25 protein-coding genes, 2 rRNA genes and 1 pseudogene are annotated in these 25,932 nt (G+C 57.4%); 15 read left to right on the plus strand and 13 right to left on the minus strand.

The features are described from left to right. The 10 genes from Q0C48_RS02305 to Q0C48_RS02350 all read left to right on the plus strand — a co-directional run. Positions 1-517: ribosomal RNA gene (locus tag Q0C48_RS02305) — 23S ribosomal RNA — on the plus strand; the annotation flags it as partial. Between the two features lie 97 nt (positions 518-614). Further along, a 5S ribosomal RNA gene (gene rrf / locus Q0C48_RS02310) occupies positions 615-730 on the plus strand. A 117-nt stretch (positions 731-847) separates the two neighbouring features. Continuing rightward, complete coding sequence (rimP, locus tag Q0C48_RS02315) at positions 848-1,312, plus strand: ribosome maturation factor RimP (RefSeq protein WP_291521151.1); 465 nt, start codon at positions 848-850, stop codon at positions 1,310-1,312. Between the two features lie 31 nt (positions 1,313-1,343). Next, positions 1,344-2,825 (plus strand): transcription termination factor NusA, encoded by a 1,482-nt coding sequence (gene nusA / locus Q0C48_RS02320; RefSeq protein WP_291521153.1) that lies wholly within the window; start codon positions 1,344-1,346, stop codon positions 2,823-2,825. Between the two features lie 59 nt (positions 2,826-2,884). Beyond that, entirely contained in the window at positions 2,885-5,524 is a 2,640-nt protein-coding gene (infB, locus tag Q0C48_RS02325) for a translation initiation factor IF-2 (RefSeq protein WP_291521155.1), read from the plus strand. Between the two features lie 6 nt (positions 5,525-5,530). Continuing rightward, the gene (locus Q0C48_RS02330; RefSeq protein ID WP_291521157.1) at positions 5,531-5,923 is read left to right on the plus strand and encodes a ribosome-binding factor A; all 393 of its coding nucleotides are present in this window, start codon (positions 5,531-5,533) and stop codon (positions 5,921-5,923) included. Further along, complete coding sequence (gene truB, locus Q0C48_RS02335; RefSeq protein WP_291521159.1) at positions 5,920-6,804, plus strand: tRNA pseudouridine(55) synthase TruB; 885 nt, start codon at positions 5,920-5,922, stop codon at positions 6,802-6,804. The genes Q0C48_RS02330 and truB overlap by 4 nt, the downstream gene beginning before the upstream one ends. A 39-nt stretch (positions 6,805-6,843) precedes the next feature. Continuing rightward, positions 6,844-7,113 (plus strand): 30S ribosomal protein S15, encoded by a 270-nt coding sequence (gene rpsO / locus Q0C48_RS02340; RefSeq protein ID WP_291509233.1) that lies wholly within the window; start codon positions 6,844-6,846, stop codon positions 7,111-7,113. Positions 7,114-7,123: 10 nt separating this feature from the next. After that, the gene (gene pnp / locus Q0C48_RS02345; protein WP_291521162.1) at positions 7,124-9,202 is read left to right on the plus strand and encodes a polyribonucleotide nucleotidyltransferase; all 2,079 of its coding nucleotides are present in this window, start codon (positions 7,124-7,126) and stop codon (positions 9,200-9,202) included. 25 nt (positions 9,203-9,227) lie between these two features. Further along, entirely contained in the window at positions 9,228-10,475 is a 1,248-nt protein-coding gene (locus Q0C48_RS02350) for a pitrilysin family protein (RefSeq protein ID WP_291521164.1), read from the plus strand. Between the two features lie 2 nt (positions 10,476-10,477). Here Q0C48_RS02350 and gloB read toward each other — a convergent pair whose 3' ends face one another. After that, positions 10,478-11,230, minus strand: coding sequence for a hydroxyacylglutathione hydrolase (gene gloB / locus Q0C48_RS02355; RefSeq protein ID WP_291521166.1), 753 nt, complete (start codon positions 11,228-11,230; stop codon positions 10,478-10,480). Between the two features lie 108 nt (positions 11,231-11,338). Between gloB and Q0C48_RS02360 the strand changes: the two genes are divergently transcribed. From Q0C48_RS02360 to dnaQ, 3 genes are read left to right on the plus strand one after another with little or no spacing between them, the layout of a single operon-like run. Next, the gene (locus Q0C48_RS02360; RefSeq protein ID WP_291521167.1) at positions 11,339-12,142 is read left to right on the plus strand and encodes a methyltransferase domain-containing protein; all 804 of its coding nucleotides are present in this window, start codon (positions 11,339-11,341) and stop codon (positions 12,140-12,142) included. Next, positions 12,124-12,600 carry a ribonuclease HI gene (gene rnhA / locus Q0C48_RS02365; protein WP_291521169.1) on the plus strand — a complete coding sequence of 159 codons (477 nt, stop codon included), beginning with the start codon at positions 12,124-12,126 and terminating at the stop codon, positions 12,598-12,600. The genes Q0C48_RS02360 and rnhA overlap by 19 nt, the downstream gene beginning before the upstream one ends. Further along, positions 12,591-13,322, plus strand: a complete 732-nt coding sequence (gene dnaQ, locus Q0C48_RS02370; protein WP_291521171.1) for a DNA polymerase III subunit epsilon — start codon at positions 12,591-12,593, stop codon at positions 13,320-13,322. The genes rnhA and dnaQ overlap by 10 nt, the downstream gene beginning before the upstream one ends. A 445-nt stretch (positions 13,323-13,767) precedes the next feature. Here the strand turns inward: dnaQ and Q0C48_RS02375 are convergent, their stop codons facing one another. The 4 genes from Q0C48_RS02375 to Q0C48_RS02390 form a co-directional block, all read right to left on the minus strand. Next, positions 13,768-14,334, minus strand: a complete 567-nt coding sequence (locus Q0C48_RS02375; protein ID WP_291521173.1) for a cytochrome b/b6 domain-containing protein — start codon at positions 14,332-14,334, stop codon at positions 13,768-13,770. A gap of 30 nt (positions 14,335-14,364) precedes the next feature. Next, positions 14,365-15,762, minus strand: a complete 1,398-nt coding sequence (locus Q0C48_RS02380) for an MFS transporter (RefSeq protein ID WP_291521175.1) — start codon at positions 15,760-15,762, stop codon at positions 14,365-14,367. A 461-nt stretch (positions 15,763-16,223) separates the two neighbouring features. Further along, the gene (locus Q0C48_RS02385) at positions 16,224-17,609 is read right to left on the minus strand and encodes a chloride channel protein (RefSeq protein WP_291521177.1); all 1,386 of its coding nucleotides are present in this window, start codon (positions 17,607-17,609) and stop codon (positions 16,224-16,226) included. A gap of 13 nt (positions 17,610-17,622) precedes the next feature. Continuing rightward, positions 17,623-19,470, minus strand: a complete 1,848-nt coding sequence (locus Q0C48_RS02390; RefSeq protein ID WP_291521179.1) for a chloride channel protein — start codon at positions 19,468-19,470, stop codon at positions 17,623-17,625. A 90-nt stretch (positions 19,471-19,560) separates the two neighbouring features. Here Q0C48_RS02390 and Q0C48_RS02395 point away from each other — a divergent pair, with 90 nt between their 5' ends. Next, positions 19,561-20,484 carry a LysR family transcriptional regulator gene (locus Q0C48_RS02395; protein WP_291521181.1) on the plus strand — a complete coding sequence of 308 codons (924 nt, stop codon included), beginning with the start codon at positions 19,561-19,563 and terminating at the stop codon, positions 20,482-20,484. On the opposite strand, the gene Q0C48_RS02400 is transcribed toward Q0C48_RS02395, so the two are convergent. The 3 genes from Q0C48_RS02400 to Q0C48_RS02410 form a co-directional block, all read right to left on the minus strand. Beyond that, positions 20,479-21,030 carry a hypothetical protein gene (locus Q0C48_RS02400; RefSeq protein ID WP_291521183.1) on the minus strand — a complete coding sequence of 184 codons (552 nt, stop codon included), beginning with the start codon at positions 21,028-21,030 and terminating at the stop codon, positions 20,479-20,481. The two genes, Q0C48_RS02395 and Q0C48_RS02400, sit on opposite strands and share 6 nt — an antisense overlap. Further along, complete coding sequence (locus Q0C48_RS02405) at positions 21,015-21,467, minus strand: hypothetical protein (protein ID WP_291521185.1); 453 nt, start codon at positions 21,465-21,467, stop codon at positions 21,015-21,017. The genes Q0C48_RS02400 and Q0C48_RS02405 overlap by 16 nt, the downstream gene beginning before the upstream one ends. Positions 21,468-21,616: 149 nt before the next feature. Continuing rightward, positions 21,617-22,102 (minus strand): cation-transporting P-type ATPase, encoded by a 486-nt coding sequence (locus tag Q0C48_RS02410; RefSeq protein WP_291521187.1) that lies wholly within the window; start codon positions 22,100-22,102, stop codon positions 21,617-21,619. Between the two features lie 96 nt (positions 22,103-22,198). Between Q0C48_RS02410 and Q0C48_RS14615 the strand changes: the two are divergent. Then, positions 22,199-22,581: pseudogene (locus Q0C48_RS14615) on the plus strand (type II toxin-antitoxin system YhaV family toxin). A 103-nt stretch (positions 22,582-22,684) separates the two neighbouring features. Here Q0C48_RS14615 and gloA read toward each other — a convergent pair. The 5 genes from gloA to Q0C48_RS02440 all read right to left on the minus strand — a co-directional run. After that, a complete protein-coding gene (gene gloA, locus Q0C48_RS02420; protein WP_291509226.1) occupies positions 22,685-23,092 on the minus strand; it encodes a lactoylglutathione lyase in 408 nt (135 codons plus the stop codon). A gap of 10 nt (positions 23,093-23,102) precedes the next feature. Next, positions 23,103-23,420, minus strand: a complete 318-nt coding sequence (locus Q0C48_RS02425; protein WP_291521191.1) for a pyrimidine/purine nucleoside phosphorylase — start codon at positions 23,418-23,420, stop codon at positions 23,103-23,105. Between the two features lie 5 nt (positions 23,421-23,425). After that, complete coding sequence (locus Q0C48_RS02430; protein WP_291521193.1) at positions 23,426-24,625, minus strand: argininosuccinate synthase; 1,200 nt, start codon at positions 24,623-24,625, stop codon at positions 23,426-23,428. A gap of 3 nt (positions 24,626-24,628) precedes the next feature. Then, a complete protein-coding gene (gene argF / locus Q0C48_RS02435; RefSeq protein WP_291521195.1) occupies positions 24,629-25,564 on the minus strand; it encodes an ornithine carbamoyltransferase in 936 nt (311 codons plus the stop codon). Next, positions 25,561-25,932, minus strand: a 372-nt coding sequence (locus Q0C48_RS02440; protein ID WP_291521197.1) for an aminotransferase class III-fold pyridoxal phosphate-dependent enzyme, incomplete at its 5' end; no start/stop codon positions are given. The genes argF and Q0C48_RS02440, both read right to left, overlap by 4 nt.

The raw sequence follows: 25,932 nt of genomic DNA on the forward strand, positions 1-25,932 counted from the left end.
TTAGTGATCCGGTGGTTCTGAATGGAAGGGCCATCGCTCAACGGATAAAAGGTACGCCGGGGATAACAGGCTGATTCCCCCCAAGAGTTCACATCGACGGGGGAGTTTGGCACCTCGATGTCGGCTCATCGCATCCTGGGGCTGTAGCCGGTCCCAAGGGTATGGCTGTTCGCCATTTAAAGCGGTACGCGAGCTGGGTTCAGAACGTCGTGAGACAGTTCGGTCCCTATCTGCCATGGGCGTTGGAGATTTGAAGGAAGCTGCTCCTAGTACGAGAGGACCGGAGTGGACGTACCTCTGGTGTTCCGGTTGTTCTGCCAAGGGCATTGCCGGGTAGCTAAGTACGGTCGGGATAACCGCTGAAAGCATCTAAGCGGGAAGCCCATCCTAAGATGAGATCTCCCGGGGCATAAGCCCCCTGAAGGGCCGTGGAAGACTACCACGTTGATAGGCTCCATGTGGAAGCGCAGTAATGCGTGCAGCTAAGGAGTACTAATCGCCCGTGTGGCTTGACCATATATCACCCAAGCATCCAGTTTAAAAAAGCCTTCCCTTCAGCAACACCCTGAGCGCACGCCAACACCCGCGCTCAGGACCAGACCAGTTTAACCTTGTCTGGCGGCCATAGCGCAGTGGAACCACCCCTTCCCATCTCGAACAGGACCGTGAAACGCTGCAGCGCCTATGATAGTTGAGGGCCTCCCTCCGCGAAAGTCGGTCACCGCCAGACACCTATATCCAACAACCCCGTCTCTATACACAGAGACGGGGTTGTTTTTTGTTGCGATTCTGCGTATCATGCGCAAAAAAGTGGGCCAAGTGCCCACTTTTTGTTTCTGTACTGGGAATGGTGAACGTGGAAGATCGACTTTATGAAGGAATTGCCCAGCAAGTAGGCGCTGTAGGTTGCGCCTTGGTAGATGCGCGTATGGTGCGCACCGGGCGCGCAGTGACGTTACAAGTCTTCATAGAGAAAAAAGATGAAACAGCAGCAGTTACCATCGAAGATTGCGCGTCGGTGAGTCGTCAGCTCAGCCTGTGGCTCGATGTGGAAAACCCAATCAATGCTGCATACCGCCTGGAAGTTTCCAGCCCAGGGCTGGACAGGCCGCTAAAAAATTTACACGATTTTGACCGATTTAAAGGATCTCAGGCCGAGATTCACCTGCATGGTTTGACGCAAGGGCGGCGCCGTTTGCAGGGAGAGTTGCTTGGCGTTGAAGATCAGAAAGTGGTTTTAAAAAATGCTGAGGGGCGCTGGGCGTTTGCACTGGAAGATATCCACAAGGCAAGGCTGGCTCCCCAATGGTGAGTAGACGGAACATGCAGAGAGGAGCAGGTCAATGAGTCGTGAACTTCTTTATCTGGCGGATGCCGTCGCCCATGAGAAGGATGTGGACCGGGAAGTGATTTTCCAGGCCTTGGAGGCGTCTCTGGTCTCCGCCTCCAAAAAGAAATATGGGCAGGACTGGCATATCGCGGTGGATGTGGATCGTAAGACCGGCGACTATATAACCCGCCGTCTGTGGGAAGTGGTAGCGGATGAGAGTACGGCTTTTGAAGCGGATCAGCAGATTCGTCTGAGCGATGCTCGGCAAACCCGTCCCGATATTGAACTCGGTGCTTACGTCGAAGAAGTGTTGCCCCCCGTCGAGTTCGGGCGGATCGCCGCACAAACGGCCAAGCAGGTGATTGTGCAAAAAGTGCGGGATGCCGAGCGCGATAGAATTGTCTCGGACTTTGCGTTACGCAAGGGTGATATCATCAGCGGCTTGGTCAAACGCTTGGAAAAAGGCAATGCCATCGTCGATATGGGGCGTGCCGAGGCCATTCTTCCTAAAGAAGAGATGATGCCGCGCGAAGCTATCCGTCCCGGTGATCGCGTGCGTGCGTATCTCCAGGATGTGCGCCGTGTGCAGCGGGGGCCACAGCTCTTTTTGTCGCGGACCAGCCCCGAGTTACTGATCAAGCTGTTTGCCCAGGAAGTTCCGGAAATCGGGAACGGGATGATCGAAATCATGGGGGCCGCACGTGATCCGGGCCTGCGGGCAAAACTGGCCGTGCGCTCCAATGATCCGCGTGTCGACCCGGTGGGCGCCTGTGTCGGCCTGCGTGGCAACCGAGTGCAGACGGTCATCAATGAGTTGAAAGGCGAGCGGATTGATATTGTGATCTGGGCGGCCGATCCGGCCAGCTACGTGATCAACGCTCTGTCGCCTGCGGAAGTGTCCAGTATCGTGGTGGATGAGAATACGCACAGTATGGATGTGGTAGTCGGGCCTGAGCATTTGTCGCAGGCCATTGGTCGCGGTGGTCAGAACGTCAGGCTGGCCACGCAATTGACGGGCTGGACCATCAATATTCTGACTGAGGAAGAGGCCCAGACCAAGCGTGACGAAGAAGAGTCGACCTTCCTCCATCACTTCATCCAGGAACTGGGGGTGGATGAGGATTTGGCGGGCTTGCTGGTCAGCGAGGGCTTTACTTCCATTGAGGAAGTGGCCTATGTTCCGGTTGCCGAGATGATGGAGATTGAGGGGCTGGACGAAGATCTCGTCGGTGAATTGCGGCGCCGTGCGCGCGATGTCCTGCTCAATAAGGCTATTGCCCAGGAAGAGCAGGTGGCGCTCAGTGAACCCGCAGAGGATTTGCTGTCCCTGAAAGGGATGGATAGGGGCTTGGCGCACTTGCTGGCCAGTAAAGGTGTTGTTACTTCCGAGGACTTGGCGGAACTGGCTACGAGCGAGCTATGCGAGATGGTCGGTGTGGATGAGGAGCGGGCCAAGGCTCTCATTCTGGAGGCGCGTGCGCCCTGGTTTGCTTGATACAGACCCTGTCCCCGCGACGTATGTCGGCGGGGTAGCGGTTTTGGAGAATGAGGATTATGACGGTAACTGTCGCCAATTTTGCTGCTGAATTGGGTGTAACGAATGCTCGGCTGCTGGAGCAGTTGAATGCTGCGGGCATTTCCAAGAATACGGCCGAGGATGTGGTCACTGAGGACGACAAACATCGTCTTCTCGCTTCGTTGCGCAGTGCGCACGGAGAGGGAGGCGGAGAACTGCGCCGCATTACACTCAACCGCACCAGCACCACGGAAATCAAACAGTCTGTAGGCGCCGGGAAATCGCGTACGGTGCAGGTGGAAGTGCGCCGTAAACGGACTTACGTCAAACGGGAAGCGGTGGTTGAAGAGGCCACGGAATCAGCTATTCCAGACCAGACCACAGCTAGTGATCGGGTGACCCCAACGGTAATGGAGTCGGTGCCGGCTGCGGAAACGGTTTCTGTAGAAGAGGCAGTGCGGGTTTCTGCGGAGCCGGTGCTTGCGGAAGTCGTAGCTGATCAACAGATGCAGCCGGCGTATGTTGCGCCTGCGGCCGCAGCGGTGATGACGGAACCTCCTGTGCAACAGGTTCCGTCGCTCCCTGAAGCGAGGCTGGCACCCGCGCCTTCGCGCGCTTCGGAACGGCCTAGTCCTGATCGCGGCAGGGCACCGGCAATCGGTGCGGATCGTGCGCGGCCCGCAGCGCCATCGCCAGCCAGCAGAACGCCTGCCGCAACGACGCCAGCGAAAGGCAAAAAAGCAGGTCCGGGCGTGCGCGCTGGGGATGATGATGCCCGCCGCGGTGGGGCAGCTCGGCGGGGCGGGCGACGTAGTGACGAGGGCGGCAATGCTGATGCCCTGGCCCGACGCCGCAAGTCCGGAGACAAACGAAGCCGTGGCAGGGGTGGTCCTGCCGCAAGCGAATGGGCGGCCGCGCCGGTCATCCGCGAAGTGGCGATTCCCGAAACGATTACTGTGGGTGAGTTGGCCAGCCGGATGGCGATTAAGGCCACTGACGTGATCAAGGCGATGATGAAGATGGGGGTGATGGCCACCATCAATCAGGTGATTGATCAGGAAACCGCCGCAATCGTCGTAGAGGAACTGGGGCACAAGGTGAAGCTGGTGGGAATCACCAGTCCCGAAGCCTTCCTGGTAGAGGATGGGACTGCGGAGGCACCGATCATGGGCCGACGGCCTCCGGTGGTGACGGTCATGGGGCATGTGGACCACGGCAAAACGTCGCTATTGGACCGGATTCGCTCTACACAGGTAGCCAGTGGAGAGGCTGGGGGTATTACCCAGCACATCGGCGCCTACCATGTGGAAACGCCCAAGGGGATGGTGACCTTCCTCGATACGCCGGGCCACGAGGCGTTTACGGCCATGCGTGCCCGTGGTGCGCAGGCGACGGATATTGTCGTGCTGGTGGTAGCAGCCGATGACGGGGTAATGCCGCAGACGATCGAGGCGATTCACCATGCCAAGGCCGCTAAAGTGCCTATCGTGGTGGCGGTGAACAAGATCGATAAGCCGTCCGTAGATCCGGAACGCATACGCCAGGAACTCGCCGGGCATGAAGTGGTGCCTGAGGAGTGGGGCGGTGACACGCAATTTGTGAATGTCTCTGCAAAGACCGGGCTGCATATTGATGATTTGCTTGACGCTATTTTGTTGCAGGCGGAGATGCTGGATCTGGATGTTCAGGTGAACGGCCCGGCGAGGGGCGTGGTCATCGAGTCCCGACTGGATCGTGGACGTGGCGTCGTGGCATCGGTGCTGGTACGTCAGGGCACCCTGCATACGGGTGATATGCTGCTGGCTGGAGCACAGTTTGGACGGGTGCGGGCCTTGGTGGATGATACGGGCCAGCCGACGCAGTCGGTGGCTCCGGGCATGCCGGCAGAGGTGCTGGGTCTGGGGGATGTGCCTCAGGCCGGTGACGAGGTGGTCGTGGTGGCCGATGAGCGTAAAGCCCGCGAGGTGGCGCTCTTTCGCCAGGGTAAATTCCGTGACGTGCGTCTGGCGAAGAGTCAGAAGGCGACACTGGAAAGCCTGTTCGAGGCCGCCGCAGATGGTCAGTTGCAGCAGTTGAATTTGCTGATTAAGGCAGACGTGCAGGGCTCCGTAGAGGCCTTGGCCACGACACTGGAACGCCTTTCCACTTCCGAGGTAAAGGTCAATGTCATTCACTCCGGGGTCGGTGGCATCACGGAGTCCGATGTGAACCTCGCCGCGGCGTCTCAGGCGGTCATCATCGGCTTCAACGTGCGTGCGGAAGCGCCTGCGCGGCGTCTGATCGACCATAGCGGCGTGGATGTCCGTTATCACAGCGTCATTTATGATGCGGTGGACGAGGTGAAAGCCGCTATGAGCGGTATGCTCGCTCCCGAAATCCGTGAGCGTATTCTGGGCCATGCGCAGGTGCGCGATACGTTCCGGGTGCCCAAAGTGGGTATGATTGCCGGTTGTATGGTTACCGACGGCATCTTGCGGCGTAACGCCAAGGTCCGGGTAATCCGTCAGGATGTGGTCATTCATGCCGGAGAAATGGATTCCTTGCGGCGCTTCAAAGAAGATGTCAAAGAAGTGCGTGAAGGTTTTGAGTGTGGTGTGGGTATCCGCAACTTTAATGATCTGAAAAACGGCGACGTCATTGAGGCTTTCGAAACCACTGAAGTGGCGCGAACGGTCTAGGAGGCGGTGTTGCATAGTTCTCATCGCGCGTATCCGCGCGGCGCCAGGGTGGCCCATTTACTGCGGGAAGAGATTGCAGCGGTATTGCCGCGTCTGCACGGGCTACCTTCTGCCCTGGCTTTGCTGCCCCCCAGTATCACACTGGTGGATTTGCCGGCGGATATGCGCTCGGCAGCCGTATATTTTTCGTTGATGGATGGCCCTGAGCGGGCCGATGCGGTGCGTCAGGTGTTACAGGATCATGCCGGAGAAATCCGGCAGCTCCTGGGGAAGCGGTTGGCCTTGCGGCGCATTCCGCCCCTGCATTTTATCTACGACGCGCGTTTTGATCGTGGCGCAGAAATGGCGGAGCTCTTGGCGCGCCTGCCGCCGGCGCAGGAACCGGAGGATCTGCCATGAGTTGTCAGCATGGTCTGTTGCTCCTCGACAAACCCGCGGGGCTGACGTCCAACGCTGCCTTGCAGCGGGCTAAACGTCTGCTCGGCATTAAAAAAGCCGGGCATACAGGGAGCCTCGATCCCATCGCTACCGGGCTGCTGGTCTTGCTTTTTGGTGAGGCAACTAAAGTCTCGGACTATATTCTTAACGCGGACAAGTCCTATCGGGCGACCTTGCGTCTGGGGCAGACCTCGACGACGGGTGACAGCGAGGGAAAAATTCTCGAAGAGCGGCCGGTAACCGTCAGCGCCGAGCAGGTGCGTGCGGTGTTGCCGCAGTTTCTCGGTGAGATCGCGCAAATCCCGCCCATGTATTCGGCGATCAAGCAGGGTGGCAAGCCGCTTTATGAGCTGGCGCGCAAGGGCCTGGAGGTGGAGCGGGCGGCACGGCAGGTACGCATCGATGCGCTCGACCTGATTTCGTTGGACGGTGATCGTTTGGTACTGGATGTGCACTGTTCCAAGGGCACCTATATCCGCAGTCTGGCGGTAGATATCGGTGCAGCACTGGGGTGTGGTGCGCATGTTGAAGGATTGCGGCGGACCTCTACCGGTCCCTTTGATATCGCGCAGGCGTTGACCCTGGAGAAGCTTGCCGATGTGCTTGGGCGTGGGGAATGTCCGCTTAAAGCCATGGATCTGGCTTTGGAATATTTACCGGCGGTGACTCTGACGGAGAACACGGCCTATTACCTGCGTCAGGGACAGGGGGTCGTGGTTGCCCACGCGCCTTCTTCCCTTGGGCGCATTCGCCTCTATGGACCGGGGGAGCAGTTCCTCGGTTTAGGAGAGGTCATGGACGACGGAAAGGTGGCGCCTCGCCGCCTCATGAGCGTAAACTAGGGATTATTGTTTTTTTAGAATTTCCGAGGAGAAGGAATTATGTCATTGTCTCGTGATATCAAAGCAGAAGTTGTCCAGGGTTATGCCACGCATGCGGGGGATACGGGTTCTCCTGAAGTGCAGGTTGCCCTGCTGACCACCCGTATTGAAGGGCTGGCCGATCATTTTAAGATCAATAAGCATGACCACCATTCCCGTCAGGGTCTTTTGAAAATGGTCGGCCAGCGCCGCAAGTTGCTGGACTATCTGAAGAAGCGGGATGTGAATCGCTATCGCACGCTGATCGAACGTCTGGGTCTGCGTAAGTAAGGAGAAGGTCTTGACCATCATTCGGAAAGAAGTAGATTTTGGCGGTCGCCGCCTGCAACTGGAAACGGGCCGTATGGCGCGCCAGGCAGACGGTGCGGTACTGGTTTCTAGCGGGGATACTGTCGTTCTGGTGACGGCAGTGGGCCGCCGGGAGGTGAAGCCGGGCCAGGATTTCTTTCCGTTGACGGTCAACTATCAGGAAAAGGCCTATGCAGCGGGCAAAATTCCTGGTGGTTTTTTTAAGCGTGAAGGGCGACCTGCTGAAAAGGAGACGCTGACCTCACGGCTGATTGATCGGCCCATCCGGCCGCTCTTTCCCAAGGGCTTCATGAACGAAGTGCAGGTTATCGCCACGGTACTGTCGGTGGATCGTGATAATGATCCCGATATCCTGGCGCTGGTCGGTGCTTCGGCGGCCCTGGCGATTTCCGGCATTCCGTTCAATGGTCCGATTGGTGCGGCCCGGGTGGGTTATATCGACGGGCAGTATGTGTTGAACCCCAGTTACTCGCAGTTGACCACTTCGCAACTGGATCTCGTGGTGGCAGGGACCCAGCAGGCTGTACTCATGGTCGAGTCCGAGGCGCAGCAATTGTCCGAAGAGATCATGCTGGAAGCGGTGATGTTCGGTCACGCGCAATTCCAGCCGGTTATCGAGACGATTGAGGCCTTGGCGCGGGAAGCCGGTAAATCGCGCTGGGAGTGGGTGGCGCCGGTGGCTGATGAGGCCCTGGGCGCGCTGGTGCGCGAGGAGGCCACGCGGCTCTTGCAGGAAGCTTATGCGCTGACGGAGAAGCAGGCACGCAGCAAGCGCCTGGAAGAAGTGCAGCAAGCCATGGCGACAGCCTTCGCCGCGGGAGATGCGCAGCGCGGCGACCTGGTTCGTGGCCTGTTGAAAAAAATCGAAACCAGCATTGTGCGCGGACGCATTTTAGATGGCGCGCCGCGCATTGATGGCCGGGACAGCAAGACGGTGCGTCCCATCACCATCGAGACGGGCGTGTTGCCGCGGACCCACGGTTCGGCGCTCTTTACCCGGGGTGAAACCCAGGCCCTGGTGGTGGCGACCTTGGGCACCAAGGGTGATGAACAGATCATTGACGCCCTGCAAGGGGAGAGTCGTGATCGCTTTATGCTGCATTACAACTTTCCACCTTTTTCTACCGGTGAGACGGGTATGGTGGGTTCCCCCAAGCGCCGGGAAATCGGCCACGGGCGCTTGGCTAAGCGCGCAGTAGCGGCGGTCCTGCCCGGTAATAGCGAATTCCCGTACAGCTTGCGGGTGGTCTCTGAAGTGCTGGAGTCCAACGGCTCTTCCAGCATGGCGACCGTTTGCGGTGCCTCCCTGGCGCTGATGGATGCTGGCGTGCCGCTCAAGGCGCCGGTGGCGGGTGTGGCCATGGGCCTCATCAAGGAAGGCGACCGCTTTGCCGTGCTCACCGATATTCTCGGTGATGAAGATCATCTGGGCGATATGGATTTCAAGGTGGCGGGCACAGAACAGGGGGTGACCGCTCTGCAGATGGATATCAAGATTGATGGGATTACCCGGGAAATCATGGCGCAGGCGCTCGAGCAGGCGCTGGCCGGGCGACTGCATATCCTCGGACTCATGAACGGTGTGCTGTCCACAGGCCGTGGCGAGTTGTCCGACTATGCACCGCGTATTATCACCATCCAGATTAATCCGGATCGCATCCGCGACGTCATCGGACCAGGCGGCAAGGTCATCCGTGCCCTGACCGAAGAAACCGGCGCGACTATTGATATTCAGGACAACGGCACGGTAACCATCGCTTCTGTGGACGGTGAAGCGGGCGCAGCAGCGAAGCGGCGTATCGAATTGCTGACGGCGGATGTGCAGGTCGATACCATTTATGATGGCAAGGTGGCCAAGATCATGGATTTCGGTGCCTTTGTGACGATTCTGCCGGGGCGGGATGGCCTGTTGCACATTTCCCAGATCAGCAACGAGCGCGTCAGCGATGTCCACGACCACCTCAAGGAAGGGCAGACGGTGCGCGTCAAAGTCCTGGAGGTGGATCGTCAGGGCAAGATCAAGCTGAGCAGGAAGGATATCCCGCAATAAGCTGTCCGCCGACATCATTATCAATATGGTTGAACGCCTGACGAGCGCCACCGAATCGCTCTGCACAACGCTGGATAACGGGGTGACGGTGATTAGTGAGCGTCTGCCCGGACGCCGGAGTGTGGCTTTGTCCCTGACCGTCGGCAATGGCAGCCGGGATCAGGCCCCGGACGAAAACGGCTTTGCCCATTTGCTGGAGCACATGCTCTTCAAAGGCAGTACGGAGCGCGATGGTGATGCGCTCAATGCGGCCATGGAGTCGCTGGGCGGCACCATCAATGCGTTCACGGATCGCGAAAGCACGGTGTTTCACGGGACCGTGCTGGCGGAAGACGCCGCCGAAGCGTTTGCGCTGCTGACCGAGCTGCTGACGAAACCGCGCTTTGACCACGCCGACCTGCGCCTCGAAAAGCGGGTAGTCGCGCAAGAGGCGGCCATGGCCGCTGAGGATGTGGAGGACTGGGCGCAGGAGCGTGCTCTCGCGGAAATCTGGGGGGCGCATCCCCTGGCCTGGCCGGTGCTGGGGAATGCACAGTGTATCCGGTCAGCCAGTCGGAAGCGCTTGCAAGCCTATCACCAGCGGGTCCTCGCCGAGTCGCCACTGATTGTCACCGCCGTCGGGGAAGTGGAGCATACGGCGCTCTGTGCCTGGGCGGCGGCGGCTTTCCGGGGACCGCGCCATGGCGCCCATGCCGCAGTGCCCACCCCGCAGTTTCATGGCGGACAGAAACGCCTGCGCCGTGCCCAGGCGCAACAGGCACATCTGATCTGGATGGCGCCGGCTTGCAGCGTTGCTGCAGAGGACTATCTGGCTTATGTGGTGGCCAATGCCATACTGGGCGGCGGCACGGCGTCCTATCTGTTCCGCGAACTGCGTGAAAAACGGGGGCTGGCGTATCAGGTATTTTCCCATCTCGACACTCTCCGTGATTGCGGGGAGTGGATGCTCTATGCGGCCACACCGGGGGCACAGCAAGCTCAGGCGGCAGAGGCTATGGCGGAGGTTCTGGCGACATTACTGGAGCATGGACCGACGGTGGAGGATATGGCTTGGGCGAAGCGCAGTCTGCGGATTCAGCTCCTGCTCGGGCAGGAGGATGCGGAACTTCGCATGAGCCGCCTGACGCGACAATGGCTGTATCTGGGGCGCCTGGTGCCGGTGGAAGAATCCCTCCAGACCCTTGCCGCGGTGGACGCTGAGGCCGTGCGGCGGGTCTTGCGTAAAGCCTGGACTGAGCGTTTTGAACTGATGTGCCTGCCGACACGGCGCTGAACTCAGGAAAAGTGATCTTTCCAGCGGCGTAGGGTGCTGAAGACGCGGACAGGGTCGTCGCCGGTGTCGGGATCGAAGGTGTTGGCACTGTGGATCAAGGCAGGCTCATGGCAGCGCAGGAAGGGGTTGCTGGCGCACTCCAGGACCATGCTGGAGGGTAAGGTGGGTTCGTTGCGCGCGCGCTGTGCGGTGGCCTCTTTTTGGCGCTGCGCTATGACCGGGTTCTCTGGGTCGACCTGTGCTGCGAAGCGCAGATTGCTGAGGGTGTATTCGTGGGCGCAGTAGACGGCAGTATCCCCCGGCAATTTGGCGAACTGTTGCAGACTGTGAAACATCTGCGCCGCGGTGCCCTCAAAGAGGCGCCCGCAGCCTGCGGCGAAGAGGGTATCTCCGCAGAAAAGCGCGTCTTTCCAGGCGTAGGCAAGATGATCGCGGGTATGGCCGGGCACTTCCAGCACGGTGAGCGACTCCTTGTCCAGCGCCAAAGGGCCCGCGCGGACAGCGTGGGTGAGTTGCGGGATGCGCTGGTTGGCGCCATAGACCGGTATGCGGAAATGTTGCACCAATGCTTCCACACCGCCGGTGTGGTCTGCATGATGATGGGTGCAGAGAATGGCGCTGGGGCGGAGCTGATGTTCTGCGCACCAGGCGAAGACGGGCTCTGCGCAACCGGGGTCGATAATCCATGCTCCTTTGGGTGTTTCTGCGACGTAGATGTAGTTATCCGTGAAGGCGGGGATAAAATGAATGGGCATTTTTGCATCTCGCTACGGGCAAGGTACCATAGGCCCATTATGGCATTGAATTGGGGTACCTGACGCTAGTGTTTTCTTTTTTCGCCGCTGCAAGGCCATTGCGCTGATATGCAGAGTCTGGGACGTCGCAGTCGACCACGGGCGCGTCGTGCCGCCATCTGGTGGGATGGTAGCAGCGGCCGCCTCCTGCTGGACCGCGCCCGGGATATTCTGCCGCGCTGGGTAGAACGCCTGCACCCGGAGACTATTCTGCAACTCGGGCAACCCGTTTTCTGGGGACTGCCGCCCGGTCATGAGCACACCTGGGTGCTGCTCAATGATGGCTTTGTCTTGCCTTCCGACGAGTATCTGCAAGCCTATGGCGCCTGTGAGGCGATGCCCTTTGCGGCCATGCGTTTCGATCTGGTTATCATCCCATTCTGTCTTACCCGGATAGCCAATCCGCAGGCGGTGCTGGAGGAGTGCTGGCGGGTGCTGCGCCCAGAGGGACATGTGCTGATTATGGATTTCAACCCAGGGGGCAGTCTGAGTGTGGTCCGCCGCTGGCACCTCTGGCGCCGGGACCGCGCCTGGCCGTGGCGGCGTCCCTTTCTGCCCCTGGGACGACTACGTACCCTGCTGGAAGGGCAGGATTTTGTGCTGCGCGAGGGACGTTACTTTCAATATTCCGTGCCGGGCCTGAAGCGCAATGCGCAGTGGATGGAACTGATGGGCGACCGCTGGTGGCCGGCAGGGGCCAACGCCTATTTGTTGCTGGCGCAGCGGCGTGATCCCGAGCGCCCGCTGGTCGGCGCGCTGCGTCCGCTCCTCAAGTTGCGTTCCGGGCGTCAAAAAGTCCGTTCCGAAGCGCCTGTTGCCTATGACGGCCCCGATCCTGCCGAGAACCCTGCGTCATGCCAAAAAAAATCATAGAGTTATTCACTGATGGTGCTTGTCGCGGTAATCCGGGTTTGGGGGCTTGGGGTGCGTGTCTGCGGCTGGCCGGGCAGGAGAAGGTCTTATGGGGCTTCGTTCCGGAAACGACGAACAACCGGATGGAGTTGACCGCGGCTTTGCGCGGCCTGGAGGCACTCAAGCGTCCCAGCGTCGTGCGGGTAGTTAGTGATTCCCGCTATCTGCGCGATGGTATGACTCAATGGCTGGTTGGCTGGCAACGCCGGGGCTGGCGGACCGCGGGTGGGGATGCGGTCAAAAATCGGGATATCTGGGAGCCGTTGGCGGCCGTGGCGGCACGTCACGAGATCCAATGGGAGTGGGTGAGAGGGCACTCGGGGCATATCGAGAATGAACGAGTAGACGCGTTGCTGAATCTGGTCATGGACCAGTATGCGGCGGGCGGGCAAGTACAGGAGGGTGAAGGATGGCTGTGAGGCAGGTGGTGCTGGATACGGAAACCACGGGCATCGACTGGAAGCAAGGGCATCGGGTGATTGAAATCGGTGCCGTGGAGTTGATTGACCGGCGGGTGACGGGGGTGCATTACCAGCAATATCTTAATCCGCAGCGCAGCAGTGATCCCGAGGCCTTGCGGGTGCATGGACTGACCGCCGAGTTTTTGCAGGATAAGCCGGGTTTCGCTGAGGTCGCGGACGCCTTTCTGGACTTCCTGGGCGAGGCGGAACTCATTATTCACAACGCGCCTTTTGATCTGGGTTTTTTGAATCATGAACTGCAACAGGTGGAAAAAGCACCGTTACGGCAGGCGGTAATGGATACCCTGGTGGATGCGCGCCGCCGCCATCCCGGCCAGAAAAATGATCTGAACAGTTTGTGCCGACGCTATAATGTGGACAACAGCCGTCGTGATCTGCACGGTGCCTTGCTGGACTGCGAGATACTCGCTGAGGTTTATCTGGCCATGACGGGTGGGCAGGTGGATATGATGGGGCTGTTGGGGGCTGCGGGTGGCGCCCATGCCGCAGGGGAAACCCAACGCTTTGGGGATGGCCGGAGCGCGATCATGCCGGCGCCATTGGCGCGGCCACGAGACCCCTTGCGGGTGATTCGCGCCAGTCCCGAGGAGTGCGCGGCTCATCAGCAATATTTGCGGAATATGGGGGCCACAGCATTGTGGTCTGAGGATGGATCGTAGCAATATAAGGTGCCTATAGCCGCGGGATCTAATAGGGGAATGGCAATAACCTGATCCTTCCATCTCGCGGGTTCTCAACCCCCCGGTATGCTCTTTACCTCCAATGGCAGGTATGCAGCGGAAGCAGTTATTATATGGATCATTCTTCTTTATCTTTTTTTAATACGGTGATAACTACGCCGCCAACAATAAGCTTCACAAAGAGAACTAATATCAGTAGATATATAATATATTCAAAGCCGATATCTATCCCAAAAAAGTTAAATGAAAAATATATGATTACTCCGACTGCTGGCGTGATGCTAAAAAACAAAAAATACTTTATTGCTTTCGCCTTGGTCTTTGATATTTTCACTTCTTCCCCAATTTTCTGTATGAGCGGTACCACTCATAATGGTAACTGTTAGCACCTATTTAGTTGCCGCAACAGAACTGCCAATACCTATCATTTGCGCAGCAAAAAAATCGCGCGAAAGACAGGATCACCTCGCACCTGATGGAGGATGGCAGCTGAAACGTGACCAATCCAATAAACCCATGCAACGTAGGAAATCTCTCTATGGACTCCAGAAAGCGTGGTAAAAGCAGCGGCACCGGCTGAGGACGAAGATGCACCGCGCCCACCGGGGATTACGAGAAAAATGAGTACGCCAGTAATCGCCAAGCCGGTCATGGAGAGGATTCCAATGCCATGCCAGAATCCGGGCAGACCAACGGCGCGTCCCGCCTGCGGTAGTTTCCCTTTAAATAGAGCCAGAATGTCTGTCTTTATTATCGATATCCCGTTACTGTTCCATGGGAAAAGAATTTTTGACTGTCCGTCAGCGTAGATCCATAACCACTCGACCATGAGGATAGCTGTGGCCAAAAGGCCAACCCACTCATGAATAATGAAGTACATCCTGGTATTCGGATCAGAAACCAGTAAAGCACCGAACAATTCAAATGTTAATGTAGTAGACAACCCGATATGTAACCACCTTGTACCGCTATTCCATAAAATTGGCTGCATAAAGTTCTCCTCTTTTATTGTCTGAATCGCCTATGCTTGACGTGCATACCCAATAATCGCCCGCACCCGCTCATCATCGTATATTTTGCTCTCTACCTTGCAATACACCGCGCCCTCATCCGGAAAAACTGCCACTTCCACTACTCCAGGCAATTGCAGAAGTTGCCGGGTGAGTTGAGTGTTGTCTTGACTATCGACAGGAAGAGGAAATATCCTGGTAGCGACGTAACGTGGCTGCTGCATCGTGAGTGCCACTATCAACCAGATCAAATAGATGGCCGCCACGGCCCAAAAGACATCACTGTAGTTGTGTTGACCGGGCAGATAAAGTAATCCTCCCAACAAACCGCCACTGAATGCCCCTAAAAACTCCGCCGTGGTATATACGCCAGTGGCCGTTCCCTTGGCGCCCGGATGGCAGAACTTGGCCACCAGAGAAGGTAAGCTTGCCTCCAGCACATTGAAACCCACAAAAAACAAAAAGAGCGCGATGGCAATAGACCAGATACTGTGATTGGAGAGCGCCATCCAGATGACCGCGGCCAGCAAAATTGCAATCGCCAGCACAAAGACTTCACGGAGACGATGCTTCGCCTCACCGACAATGATAAGAGGGATCATTGCCACGAAAGAAAGCAGCATGACGGGAAGATACAACATCCACTGATCCGCTTCTGAGAGGAGCGGATGCTGCGGATCAATAAGTACCAAGGGCAGCACTACGAAGAGCGCTGTCAGGCCAGTGTGGAGTGAAAATATACCAAAGTCCAAACGGAGCAGATTGGGATTCCTCAGTACGTCCTTCAGCGCCGCAGGATTCATTTCGGCATCGCGATGAAAGCGTGCTGGGACAGCCGGAATCACCTTGTAGAGCACGCCGATGGCGAGGATGGACAGCGCCGCCGTCAACCAAAATATCCCTTGCACCCCAATCCATTGTGCTAACGGCGCGGATAACACCAGCGACACGCTAAAGCTGATGCCAATGGTAATGCCAATAGTGGCCATAGCCTTGGTCCAGCGTTCTTCGCGCACCAGATCCGCGGTGAGCGCGATAATGGCGGCGGCTACGGCACCTGCACCTTGTATGATTCGCCCTACCAGCAACCATTCGATGCTGGTGGCCTGTGCGGCGATAACGCTGCCAATGGCAAAAATGAGGAGTCCCGCCGCAATGACGGGTTTCCTGCCCCACTTATCTGACAGTCTGCCGAAGGGGATTTGAAAAATGGCCTGAGTCAGACCGTAAGCACCCAGAGCAATGCCAATGAGTACCGGATGGCGCATTGCCCCATGCAATCCGTGGGCATAGACGGAAAACACCGGTAATACCAGAAACAAGCCGAGCAGGCGTAAACCAAATATTCCGGCCAAGGCAATAATGGATCGGCGTTCACGTCCGTCCAGGGCGTTTTGTGGGGTGGTCATATTTATCCTTTTGTCGGGTTATTGAGGGCATAGTTAACGAATTGTTGATTACTTATGGATTAGACTTAAATAGCTTTATTGTCATTTCATTCCACTGCCCGCCTATCTTTACGTAGGCCTCTTTCGCTATTGTGCAAGAATGTAAGGACATATCGGGGTTGTGCCTGGCGCACCAACTCAGTTGAACATGAAGCGCTTCAGTATTTTTTGTTCTTGAAAACCATGCCGCGCTTTTGTGCGGATATGGAGACCCATTAGATGTTGCACCAGAGCACCCAGATAAAAACAATATAGAAAACAGAAAGACAGCGACAGCGTTGCGGTATGTCATTGTTAGTTACCTTATCATTTTAGGCCCCATTGTAGTCTATGGACAAGATATGATCTTGTTGGTTCCCCTCATCATCTCAAATGGGTAACTCATTTCAAAAAATGAGGTTGTGGCGTATGGGAAGTGCGGATCATTTGTCATCCATTTTCTCTTCGACAATATAATGGTTTTCAGGAACGGGAAGCCCCTCGCGATGCAATGGCAGGGTATAAATACTATCCTGCAAAAACACACGACGTACGGCAAAAGCGGTTAGGGCAGTCACCATGGTCGGCAGCAGAACATGGTAGTTTCCGGTTAACTCCACTACCATCACGGGCGCACTGAGCAAAGCCCCGGTGGTGGCCGCCACCATGCCGGCCATTCCACACAGGGCGAACAGGGCCGCCAGATGCGGGACACCGATAATGGGTTCCAGGAGCATTCCCAAACAACTGCCAAGTGCCGCCCCCATAAACAGGGAAGGCGAGAAAATCCCCCCGGAACCACCGGTACCGATGGTCAAACTGGTAGCCACCGCCTTCAGGACCAGCAAAGTCAGCAGAAGCAGTGGCCATTGAATCTGCTGGACCAGTACATCGGATATCCCCGCATAGCTGCCGCCGATCAAATAGTAATGACCCGTCAGACGATCGGTCTGATAAATCAGAATACCGACCAGCAGCATGCCGGACATGTGCCGTGTGTAAGGATTTTGCAGTAGTTGCCGACTATAGGCGTCAACACCATCCATCAGCCTGATAAAGCCGATACTCATCAGCGCCATGAAGCTGCCCAGCACGGCAAAGGTCGGTAACATAAGGCTGCCATTCCAATGGGCGATGCTGGCATGCGCGAAGAGATGGGCGTTCCCGAAAACCTCCTGTGTCACCCAACTGGCAGAGGCCGTCGCCACGAGCGTGGACAGAACGGTCCAGGGCCGCCAGTCGGGCACGATCACTTCCATGGCCAGAAACCATCCACCCAGAGGCGCATTGAAGACGGCGGCGATACCGGCACCGACGCCACAACCCAACAAATGGATGCGTCGGTAATCGGGCACCCGGAAAAGATGCCCTACCAGGGCGCCGATAGCGGCACCGAACTGCATGGCCGGACCCTCGCGGCCAGCAGAGCCGCCCGTGCCGATGGTTATGGCCGTCGCCACCGGTCGCATGATCGCAATCACCGGCCGCATATGGCCCCGATTGGCATGCACCGCACGTAGTACCTGGCTGACACCGGCACCCTGCGCTTCCGGTGCAAAGTTGCGCACCAGCACGGTTACCAGCAGGGCGCCGATTACCGGCACAAGAATAATCCATGCGCCCCACGGGGAGACGGGAGTATGTTCCCGTGCGTTTTGCGCAATACCAAAAGTGCCTAAAATCGCTGCATTATGAATGCCGGCAATCAGACAATGGAAAAGTACGGCACCCAACCCGGTCAATAAACCCACTCCGGCACCCAGCAGAATCAAACCAGGACCTTCGTGATGCGGCTCCAAGCTGCGATGAAACCATGCGGAAAATTCCATTAGAATGCCCCTGTCACTGCGCCAAGTGAGGGCGTAGCAAGCGCATGGGCAGGGAGGTGTAGGCCAGCACATCCTCAATCGTCACAATAGCTATAACATCTTCGTGATGTTCCGGGGGATCAACCCGGCAGAGTAGCGCGCATTCCTGATGGGTGGCACGGAAGCGGGCGACCAAGTCATATATTTGGTAATCCACAGGAACACTAAACCAATCCTCGCTGGCGAAATTTTCTATGGGGGTCGAGGATTGTCGGTGTCGCAGCAACTCACGTACGCGCGGGGCGGTCAGTACCGCACGGGGTTGCGTCCCTTCGACGATCAGGATATGCGGTATTTCACGGCCGCGATGGAGCAGTACCGCGATATCTGCCAGCGTCCGGCTACCTTTTACCCGGATCAGCGGAGTCTCAATAAACTCTCCAGCCGGACGCATCAGGTAGAGGTTGCTGTGCCGCGCCTCAGGAATAAAATGACCGCGGCGGATCAGTTTGCGCGTGTAAATCGTCTCCCTTGTTATCAGTCGACGGACCCCAAAGGCCAGAGAGGCGACGATAATCAAGGGAATAATAATATGGTAGTCGCTGGTCATTTCAAAAATCATCACGGCACCAGTAACGGCGGCACCGGTAGATGCGGCGACCATCCCGGCCATCCCCAAGGCAGCCGCGATAGTCATGCTGACCCCGATACCTGGCAGTAAATGATTGGCGATGACGGCATATAGCCCGCCGAGCACTGCTCCGACATACAGCGCGGGAGAGAACACACCGCCCGACCCTCCGGAACCCAACGTAACAGAAAAGCTCAGTATCTTAAGTAGCAGCAGGAGCAGGAGAAAACCTGGGTGCGTAATGACGCCGTCGAGGATATCCTGAACCGTCGCATAACCCACCCCTTCTACGTAGTAATGACCGGTAAAGGTGATCATGAAATAAATGATCAAGCCTACGCCCAGCATGCCTGCGGCGTGTCGTGCGTAGGAATTTTTGATCCAGTGTTCGAAGCGATCCTCGGTCCAATACAGACTGCTTGTGAACAGCAGGCCAGCCCCGCCCGTCAAAAGACCGAGCAGAACATAGGCGGCGTAGGCACCGGCGCTTTGGTGCAAGGTCCGGTTGATAATGTGCTGAGAGATGACAAACGACGGATAATCACCCAGAAACAGACGTGATACGAAGGCGGCGGTACCTGTGGCGATCATGACCGGAACAAGGGTCCGCGCACTAACTTCCACCAGCATGAGCTCGATCGCAAACAATATGCCGCCCACCGGTGTGTTGAATGTCGCGGCAATACCGGCGCCTGCTCCCGCCGCAAGCAGTCCCAGTCTTTGCCATTCTTGCAACCGCAACCACTGGGCTAGGCTGGAGCCGAAGGCGGCTCCAATCTGAATAATCGGCCCCTCCCGTCCTACCGATCCGCCACTGCCGATACTGATAGAAGACGCGAGCGCCTTCACCAGAACCACCACGGGCCGAATAACGCCGCTCCCGTAATAAATGGCATCCATAACTTCAGGTACGCCGTGCCCTTTGGCTTCTGGCGCAAAAGTTCTGACGAGCCAGACCACCACAAGCCCGCCGAGAACGGGGACCAGCACCACCCCCAAACCCCAAAAGCTGGCTGCGGAATGCTGCAAATCATTGAAGCGTGAGGAAATCTGACCGAAGAAGAAGGCATTATGCATCAGACCGATTAGTCGCCGGAAAGCGACCGCATCCAAGCCCGCGACAATCCCCACAAAGAACGCCAGAATCAGATGAAAGACTGGGTTCGTCCGAAACGCCCCCTGCCATCCTCTGACGTTGCGCTCCATAACGAGGGTATCCATGTTGGCGGGCAGGGAAGCATCGTTGACCATCACTACACTCCGGGGACTCGTTTTTTGAAACTATGCTATTCTTACCGTCAGATCAAATCGATTTATTTGAAATAAATATCGGAGAACCCGATGACGATAGATGCCGAGCAGTTGCTCACCCTCCTCACGGTTGCAGAAACCGGCAGTGTCAGCGAAGCCGCACTACGCCTGGGACGGGGACAGCCTGCCATCTCGGAACGCTTACATAAACTGACACGGGCAATCGGCGAGCCTTTATATGTCCGTGAGGGCGGTGGCATTCAGCTGACGCCCGTCGGCCAAGCATTAATTCCCGATATCCGGCAGTTGCGCGCCAAGTTACAAAATATTGAGAATCTGCTCATGCGCCAAAAATCCTTGCAAGCGGGAGAACTTCGCATCGCCTCTACCAGCCTGATTGCCAACTATTTACTACCGCAATATTTGCAAAGTTTTCAAAACCAGAATCCAGGGATCAATCTCTACATAAAGAGCGGTGTGACCTATTGGGGAGACATCAATCTTTCCGAACTGGACGTCTTCTTTTTTGAAGGAGAGATGGATATACCCCAGCTACCAGACAGTTATGAAATACAACAGTGGTTGACCGGTGAGATCGTCGCGGTCATGCCCAAAACCCATCCCCTGGCATCATTGCCGGCGCTGAGCCTGGAAGACATACAACCCTTTCCTGTGGTATGGCGAGAACCTTCTTCCGGAGTCCGAAGGAGACTGGAGAAAGCGTTCAGACAAAAAAACATTGTGCCCGCGCATTTCATTGAAGTGGCCGATGTGGAATCCGTGGGGGCCATGGTAAAGGCTGGCTTGGGAATAGGCTTTATGACCCATACGGTTTTTGAACAGAGACCGGATTGGGATCTACTGTATAAGCCCATCCCATCCGCTCAACTGATTTGGAAGAGCTTTATGGCTATTCCAAATCCGGCAAGGCGTTCCCGCGCGTTGTCGGTTTTTTTGGACCTTATGGGCTCGTCTACACCGTTGGCCCGAGATTCTTCTGAGTCAGCGCTATAAAATCCTGATGTCTCGGCGTATTGAGCTCCAAGTGCTTATAGACCCTGACCTTGACCCAATCATTGACGAATACCCAGAGAATACAATAGATCCAGACCACGCCGGCTTCCCCCAGGTGATGGAAGGCACCAGCCCCATGGGATAAACCACGAACAATGTCGCCGCGGCCTTGGTTAGGATAGCCGACCAGAGGAGGACCGCCGAGGGGTAAGGTTTCCGCAAGAAGGGCTTGCGCGTGCGTGCAATGAACAAGGTCAGGTGCCCGGCGATTGCCAGTTTGAGAAAAATCAGGGCTTGCAGATGCGCGATGTCCATATGGAAATAATCTTTGCCAATGAGCAGCATGGCGAAGGTTTGTAGAACGCCTATAAGCCCCAGGACAGTGGACACCGTGAGAACGCGATGCATATCCCATCGCACCGGTTTGGGATCCAGCCAGGTGTTATCGGTGGCGATGGCCATGATCGGCATATCATTAAAGAACGCCAGCAGGATGATCATGATGGCGGTGATGGGATAAAAATCGAAAATCAGCATGGCCAGCACGACGAAGACCATAATGCGGATGGTTTCGACGATACGATAAATCGCAGCGCAGGACGTCTTTCTGGGTAATACCCGGCGCTGGCTCCAGGGTCCCGAGGGTCAGCTTGTTCTGGGTGAGGGGTTCCAGTTTTATCGGAACAGAGAATCCGCATTCCCGCCATTTCCTCAATGGACTCCAGACGGGTGACGATAGCCTTCATACGCGAAAGTTTCAGCGCACCCAAGGCCATGGTCACCGAGAGTACCGCTGGCATGGCCACGGGGATGGAGGCCACCGTAAGAATCAAGGCGAACTGTAACAAGGATAGGAAAGACTGCCCGCGGAATAGTTCGACCGTGATCAGCACAGCCACTAATCCTAAAGCAATATAGATGAGGTAGTCACCGATACGCAGGACCGCCTTTTGGAAGTGCGATACAGCCCCAGCCTTTTGCACCAGGCCTGCCGTTTTGCCGAAATAAGGTGTGCATACCGGTGGCAGTGATAACTGCCACGATCTGGCCTTGCTTGGCTGGCGACGGTACCCGAATAGGCAACGTCGCCTGCTTTCTTGCTGACCGGCAGGGATTCTCCTGTCAGGGCCGACTAATCGACACTCAGATAATCGCCCTCCAGCAATTGCACATCCGCCGGAATGATATCGCCCAGCCGGATCCGGACGACGTCACCGGGTACCAGAGCCGCCGCCAGGATCTCCTGCCATTGACCGTCCCGTAGCACACGGGCTTTGAGAGCCAACTGGCTCTTGAGCGCCTCCAGGGCGCTGCTGGCTTTGTATTCCTGCCAAAAGCCAATGCCCGCGTTAAAGAGCAGCAGCAACGAAATGATGGTCAGATCAGCCCAATGCTCCACGATGGCCGACAGGATGGCCGCCGCCTCGATCATCCAGGGTATGGGCCCCCAGAAGTAATGCAAAAAGCGTATGAAAGGACTAACCTTTTCTTCCCGCAAGGTATTGGCGCCATATTGTTGCAGTCGTTTCTGAGCATCGCCCTGTGTCAGGCCGGCCGAACTCGTGTGCAAACCTGCCAAGGTCTTTTCAATGGGCCACGTTTTATTGGATTCTGTCAAGGAAACCTCCTGTAACGACCAATGCGTATATCCACGAAATGCGCTCGATGAGTTCGGCGGCAGTGTTCCCGCCATGCAACCTCAGAAACAAAGCCTCTGAACGGATCCACGGATCGTGCATTAGCCGCCGACCCCGTCGGCTTTGCAGCGAATGCCAACGGCAAACTCTACCGCGCACTGAGTCACTTGATCCTGGAGATCGTGCCCCTGGTCCGGGGCTGGATGAGTACCGACAGGGCAATACAATGGGTCAGGATTACCGTCACTGGCGCCAAGCCAAGATTGGGCGCAGGTTCTGGCTGTTCTTTCGCTATGACTCCAGGATGCGAATTATTGTCTATGCGTGGGTCAGTGATGGACAGACCATGCGCTCCGCCGCCAGCAAGTCCGATCCCTACGCTGTATTTCGGAAAATGCTGGAACGAGGGAGGCCGCCTGATGACTGGGCATCCCTACTCACGGCAAGCCAGTCAGATTAGCCATGAGCGATGCGGATTGGTCAGCAACATGTGTAACGGCCGGTTCTATACATAGCATAACAGGAGCGGTCCGATTTCGGACCTTTAGTGCCCATCCAGCCGTTCAGGCTGGATATTCGGCAAAGTCTGCTTTGCGCTCGATCAACTCGATGCGGTAGCCATCGGGGTCTTCCACGAAGGCGATGACGGTGTTGCCGTGCTTCATGGGCCCCGCCTCGCGCACCACCTTCCCGCCCCGCTGGCGGATGCCGTCACAGGCCGCCACGGCATCCTCTACTTCAATGGCGATATGCCCGAAGCCGTCGCCGAGGTCGTAATGTTCCACGCCCCAGTTATAGGTCAGCTCAATGACCGCCCCGGCGTTCTCGTTCTGATAACCGACGAAGGCCAGGGTAAATTCGCCCTCGGGATAATCGTTACGGCGCAGGAGATGCATGCCGAGCACCTCCGTGTAGAAGGCGATGGCGCGATCCAGATCGACGACGCGAAGCATGGTGTGCAGTATGCGCATGAGAATCTCCTTAACTTGAAAGCAGGTAATCCAGAGGCTCCACCACTTCTAGCCGGTAGCTCTGGTTGGCAGGAATGACCATGCTGTCGCCAGCATGCAACTCCTGAGTGTCGTTGGACCCTTCGGCGCGATAGTAGGCTATTCCACTGAGTATCTGGATGGTTTCCGTTACTTCGCTGCTCAAAGTATAGATGCCTGGGTGCAGAAGGGTGAGACTGTGCATACTGCCATCGGCGAGAATAACGCTGCGTTCACTGCGTCGCCCGTCCAGAGAGATGCGGCTGGCCTTGCCCAGTGCGTTGGCCGGTACATGCTGCTCGGGAGCCATCGCCGTCAACCCTGCAAACGCTTTTCAATGCGCAGACGCAGCGCATTGAGCTTGATGAAGCCCTCGGCATCTTTCTGATTGTAGGCGCCGGCATCATCCTCAAAGGTGGCGATACGTGGATCAAAGAGACTCTCCTGCGACTGCCGTCCCACCACCATACAACTACCCTTGTAGAGTTTGAGACGCACCACGCCATTGACCAGTCGCTGGGTCTGATCGATGAGCGTCTGCAGGGCGCGGCGTTCCGGGCTCCACCAGAAGCCGTTGTAGATGATGCTGGCGTAGCGGGGCATGAGCTCATCCTTGAGATGGGCGACTTCCCGGTCCAGGGTGATGGATTCGATGGCGCGATGGGCCTTGAGCAGAATGGTGCCGCCGGGAGTCTCGTAGCAGCCCCGGGATTTCATGCCGACGTAGCGGTTTTCGACAATATCCAGGCGCCCGATGCCATGCTCGCCGCCGACGGTGTTGAGGTGCGCCAGCAACTGCGCGGGATTGAGCGGCTCGCCGTCGATGGCAATGGGGTCGCCGTGCGCGTAGGTGATCTCCAGATAACGGGGCTGATCTGGCGCTTGCTCCGGCGCCGTGGTCCAGCGCCACATGCTGTCTTCGGCTTCCGCCCAGGGGTCTTCGAGAATACCGCCTTCATAAGAAATATGCAGCAGGTTGGCATCCATGGAGTAGGGGGATTTCTTGCCGTGGCGTTCCACTGGAATGCCATGCTGTTCGGCATAGGCGAGGAGCTTTTCGCGGGAGTTCAGGTCCCATTCCCGCCAGGGGGCAATCACCTGAATGTCCGGATTGAGGGCGTAGGCCCCCAGCTCAAAACGCACCTGATCGTTGCCCTTGCCGGTAGCTCCGTGGGCGACGGCATCGGCACCCACGTCGGCGGCGATTTCTACCATGCGCTTGGCAATGAGGGGCCGGGCGATGGAGGTACCCAGCAGGTACTCACCCTCGTAGAGGGTGTTGGCGCGGAACATGGGGAACACGTAATCACGGACGAATTCCTGGCGCAGATCATCAATGAAGATTTCCCTGGCGCCGAGCTTCTCGGCCTTGGCGCGCGCCGGTTCCAGCTCTTCACCCTGGCCGATGTCGGCGGTGAAGGTGACCACATCGCACTGGTACTGATCTTGCAGCCACTTGAGGATGACCGAGGTATCCAGACCACCGGAATAGGCGAGAACGACTTTCTTGACCATGCATCAATCTCCTTGCAGTGCGGCCACGGGGCCGATGCCAAATAATAATTCCATTAGGGCTTTCTGGGCGTGGAGGCGGTTTTCCGCCTCTTCCCAGACGACAGACCGCGGTCCGTCGATGATTTCGGCGCTGACCTCTTCGCCACGGTGGGCAGGAAGGCAGTGCATGAATAAGGCGTCCGCCGCCGCGGCGGCCATGAGCGTGGCGTTGACCTGGAAGGGGGCGAGAATCGCCTTGCGTGCGGCGGCCTCTTCTTCCTGACCCATGCTGGTCCAGACGTCGGTGACAATCAGGTCGGCACCGCGCACCGCGGCCACGGCATCATGCAGGATCGTGACGTGATTACCGCCGGTCTGCAACATTGCGGCGGTCGGTGCGTAACCCGCCGGGCTGCCGATGTGCAGTTGAAAGTCGAAAATCTGTGCGGCTTCCATCCAGGAGTGGGCCATATTATTGCTGCCGTCGCCGATATAGGCCACGGTCCTGCCGCGCAGGTCACCCCAGTGTTCCGTCGCCGTCATCAGGTCGGCGAGGAGCTGACAGGGGTGGTGGTCGTCGGAGAGACCATTGATTACCGGCACCCGCGAGGCGTCAGCAAAGCGGATGAGATTGTCGTGACCGAAGGTGCGGATCATCACCATATCGACCATGCGCGAGATCACCCTGGCGGTGTCCTCGATGCTCTCGCCACGCCCCAGTTGGGTATCCCGTGGCGAGAGGAAAAGGGCGTGACCGCCCAGTTGCGCCATACCGGTCTCAAAGGACACGCGGGTACGGGTGGAAGATTTTTCAAAGATCATCGCCAGTGTCCGGCCCGCGCAAGGGGCGTAGTGCTCACCCGCACGCTGGATTTTCTTCAGGGCGATGGCGCGCTGCAGAAGCGCCCGCAGTTCGGCGGGGCTGAGATCGGAGAGGCGCAAAAAGTGACGGACGTTCATGACGCGGATTCCAGAAGGCTGGCCAGGCCAGCGACGAGGAGGTCGATTTCTGCCTCTTGCAGAATCAGCGGCGGCAACAGACGGATCACCCGTTCGGCAGTGACGTTGATGAGCAGACCCGCCTCCAGGGCGCGTTCCACCAGACGCTCGGGCTTATGGGCCAGTTCGATACCCACCATCAGACCCATGCCGCGCACCTCCACCACCTCGGGATGCTGGCCGAGGCGCGCGCACAGACGCTGACGGAGCAGGACCCCCATTTGTTCCGCATGGGCGGGGATGGCCTCTTGCTGCATGGTGTCGAGCACGGCCTGGGCGGCGGCGCAGACCAGAGGCCCACCGCCGAAGGTAGTGCCGTGTTTACCAGG

Origin of the sequence: Acidithiobacillus sp. (genome assembly GCF_023255755.1) — a bacterium.
Lineage (GTDB): Bacteria > Pseudomonadota > Gammaproteobacteria > Acidithiobacillales > Acidithiobacillaceae > Acidithiobacillus.

What these genes read in the sequence shown, in the direction of transcription:
- rimP (WP_291521151.1), top strand. Translation starts at nt 848, where the DNA reads ATGGTGAACGTGGAAGATCGACTTTATGAAGGAATTGCCCAGCAAGTA.
- nusA (WP_291521153.1), top strand. Translation starts at nt 1,344, where the DNA reads ATGAGTCGTGAACTTCTTTATCTGGCGGATGCCGTCGCCCATGAGAAG.
- infB (WP_291521155.1), top strand. Translation starts at nt 2,885, where the DNA reads ATGACGGTAACTGTCGCCAATTTTGCTGCTGAATTGGGTGTAACGAAT.
- truB (WP_291521159.1), top strand. Translation starts at nt 5,920, where the DNA reads ATGAGTTGTCAGCATGGTCTGTTGCTCCTCGACAAACCCGCGGGGCTG.
- rpsO (WP_291509233.1), top strand. Translation starts at nt 6,844, where the DNA reads ATGTCATTGTCTCGTGATATCAAAGCAGAAGTTGTCCAGGGTTATGCC.
- Q0C48_RS02350 (WP_291521164.1), top strand. Translation starts at nt 9,228, where the DNA reads ATGGTTGAACGCCTGACGAGCGCCACCGAATCGCTCTGCACAACGCTG.
- gloB (WP_291521166.1), bottom strand. Translation starts at nt 11,230, where the DNA reads ATGCCCATTCATTTTATCCCCGCCTTCACGGATAACTACATCTACGTC.
- Q0C48_RS02360 (WP_291521167.1), top strand. Translation starts at nt 11,339, where the DNA reads ATGCAGAGTCTGGGACGTCGCAGTCGACCACGGGCGCGTCGTGCCGCC.
- rnhA (WP_291521169.1), top strand. Translation starts at nt 12,124, where the DNA reads ATGCCAAAAAAAATCATAGAGTTATTCACTGATGGTGCTTGTCGCGGT.
- dnaQ (WP_291521171.1), top strand. Translation starts at nt 12,591, where the DNA reads ATGGCTGTGAGGCAGGTGGTGCTGGATACGGAAACCACGGGCATCGAC.
- Q0C48_RS02375 (WP_291521173.1), bottom strand. Translation starts at nt 14,334, where the DNA reads ATGCAGCCAATTTTATGGAATAGCGGTACAAGGTGGTTACATATCGGG.
- Q0C48_RS02380 (WP_291521175.1), bottom strand. Translation starts at nt 15,762, where the DNA reads ATGACCACCCCACAAAACGCCCTGGACGGACGTGAACGCCGATCCATT.
- Q0C48_RS02385 (WP_291521177.1), bottom strand. Translation starts at nt 17,609, where the DNA reads ATGGAATTTTCCGCATGGTTTCATCGCAGCTTGGAGCCGCATCACGAA.
- Q0C48_RS02390 (WP_291521179.1), bottom strand. Translation starts at nt 19,470, where the DNA reads ATGGTCAACGATGCTTCCCTGCCCGCCAACATGGATACCCTCGTTATG.
- Q0C48_RS02395 (WP_291521181.1), top strand. Translation starts at nt 19,561, where the DNA reads ATGACGATAGATGCCGAGCAGTTGCTCACCCTCCTCACGGTTGCAGAA.
- gloA (WP_291509226.1), bottom strand. Translation starts at nt 23,092, where the DNA reads ATGCGCATACTGCACACCATGCTTCGCGTCGTCGATCTGGATCGCGCC.
- Q0C48_RS02425 (WP_291521191.1), bottom strand. Translation starts at nt 23,420, where the DNA reads ATGGCTCCCGAGCAGCATGTACCGGCCAACGCACTGGGCAAGGCCAGC.
- Q0C48_RS02430 (WP_291521193.1), bottom strand. Translation starts at nt 24,625, where the DNA reads ATGGTCAAGAAAGTCGTTCTCGCCTATTCCGGTGGTCTGGATACCTCG.
- argF (WP_291521195.1), bottom strand. Translation starts at nt 25,564, where the DNA reads ATGAACGTCCGTCACTTTTTGCGCCTCTCCGATCTCAGCCCCGCCGAA.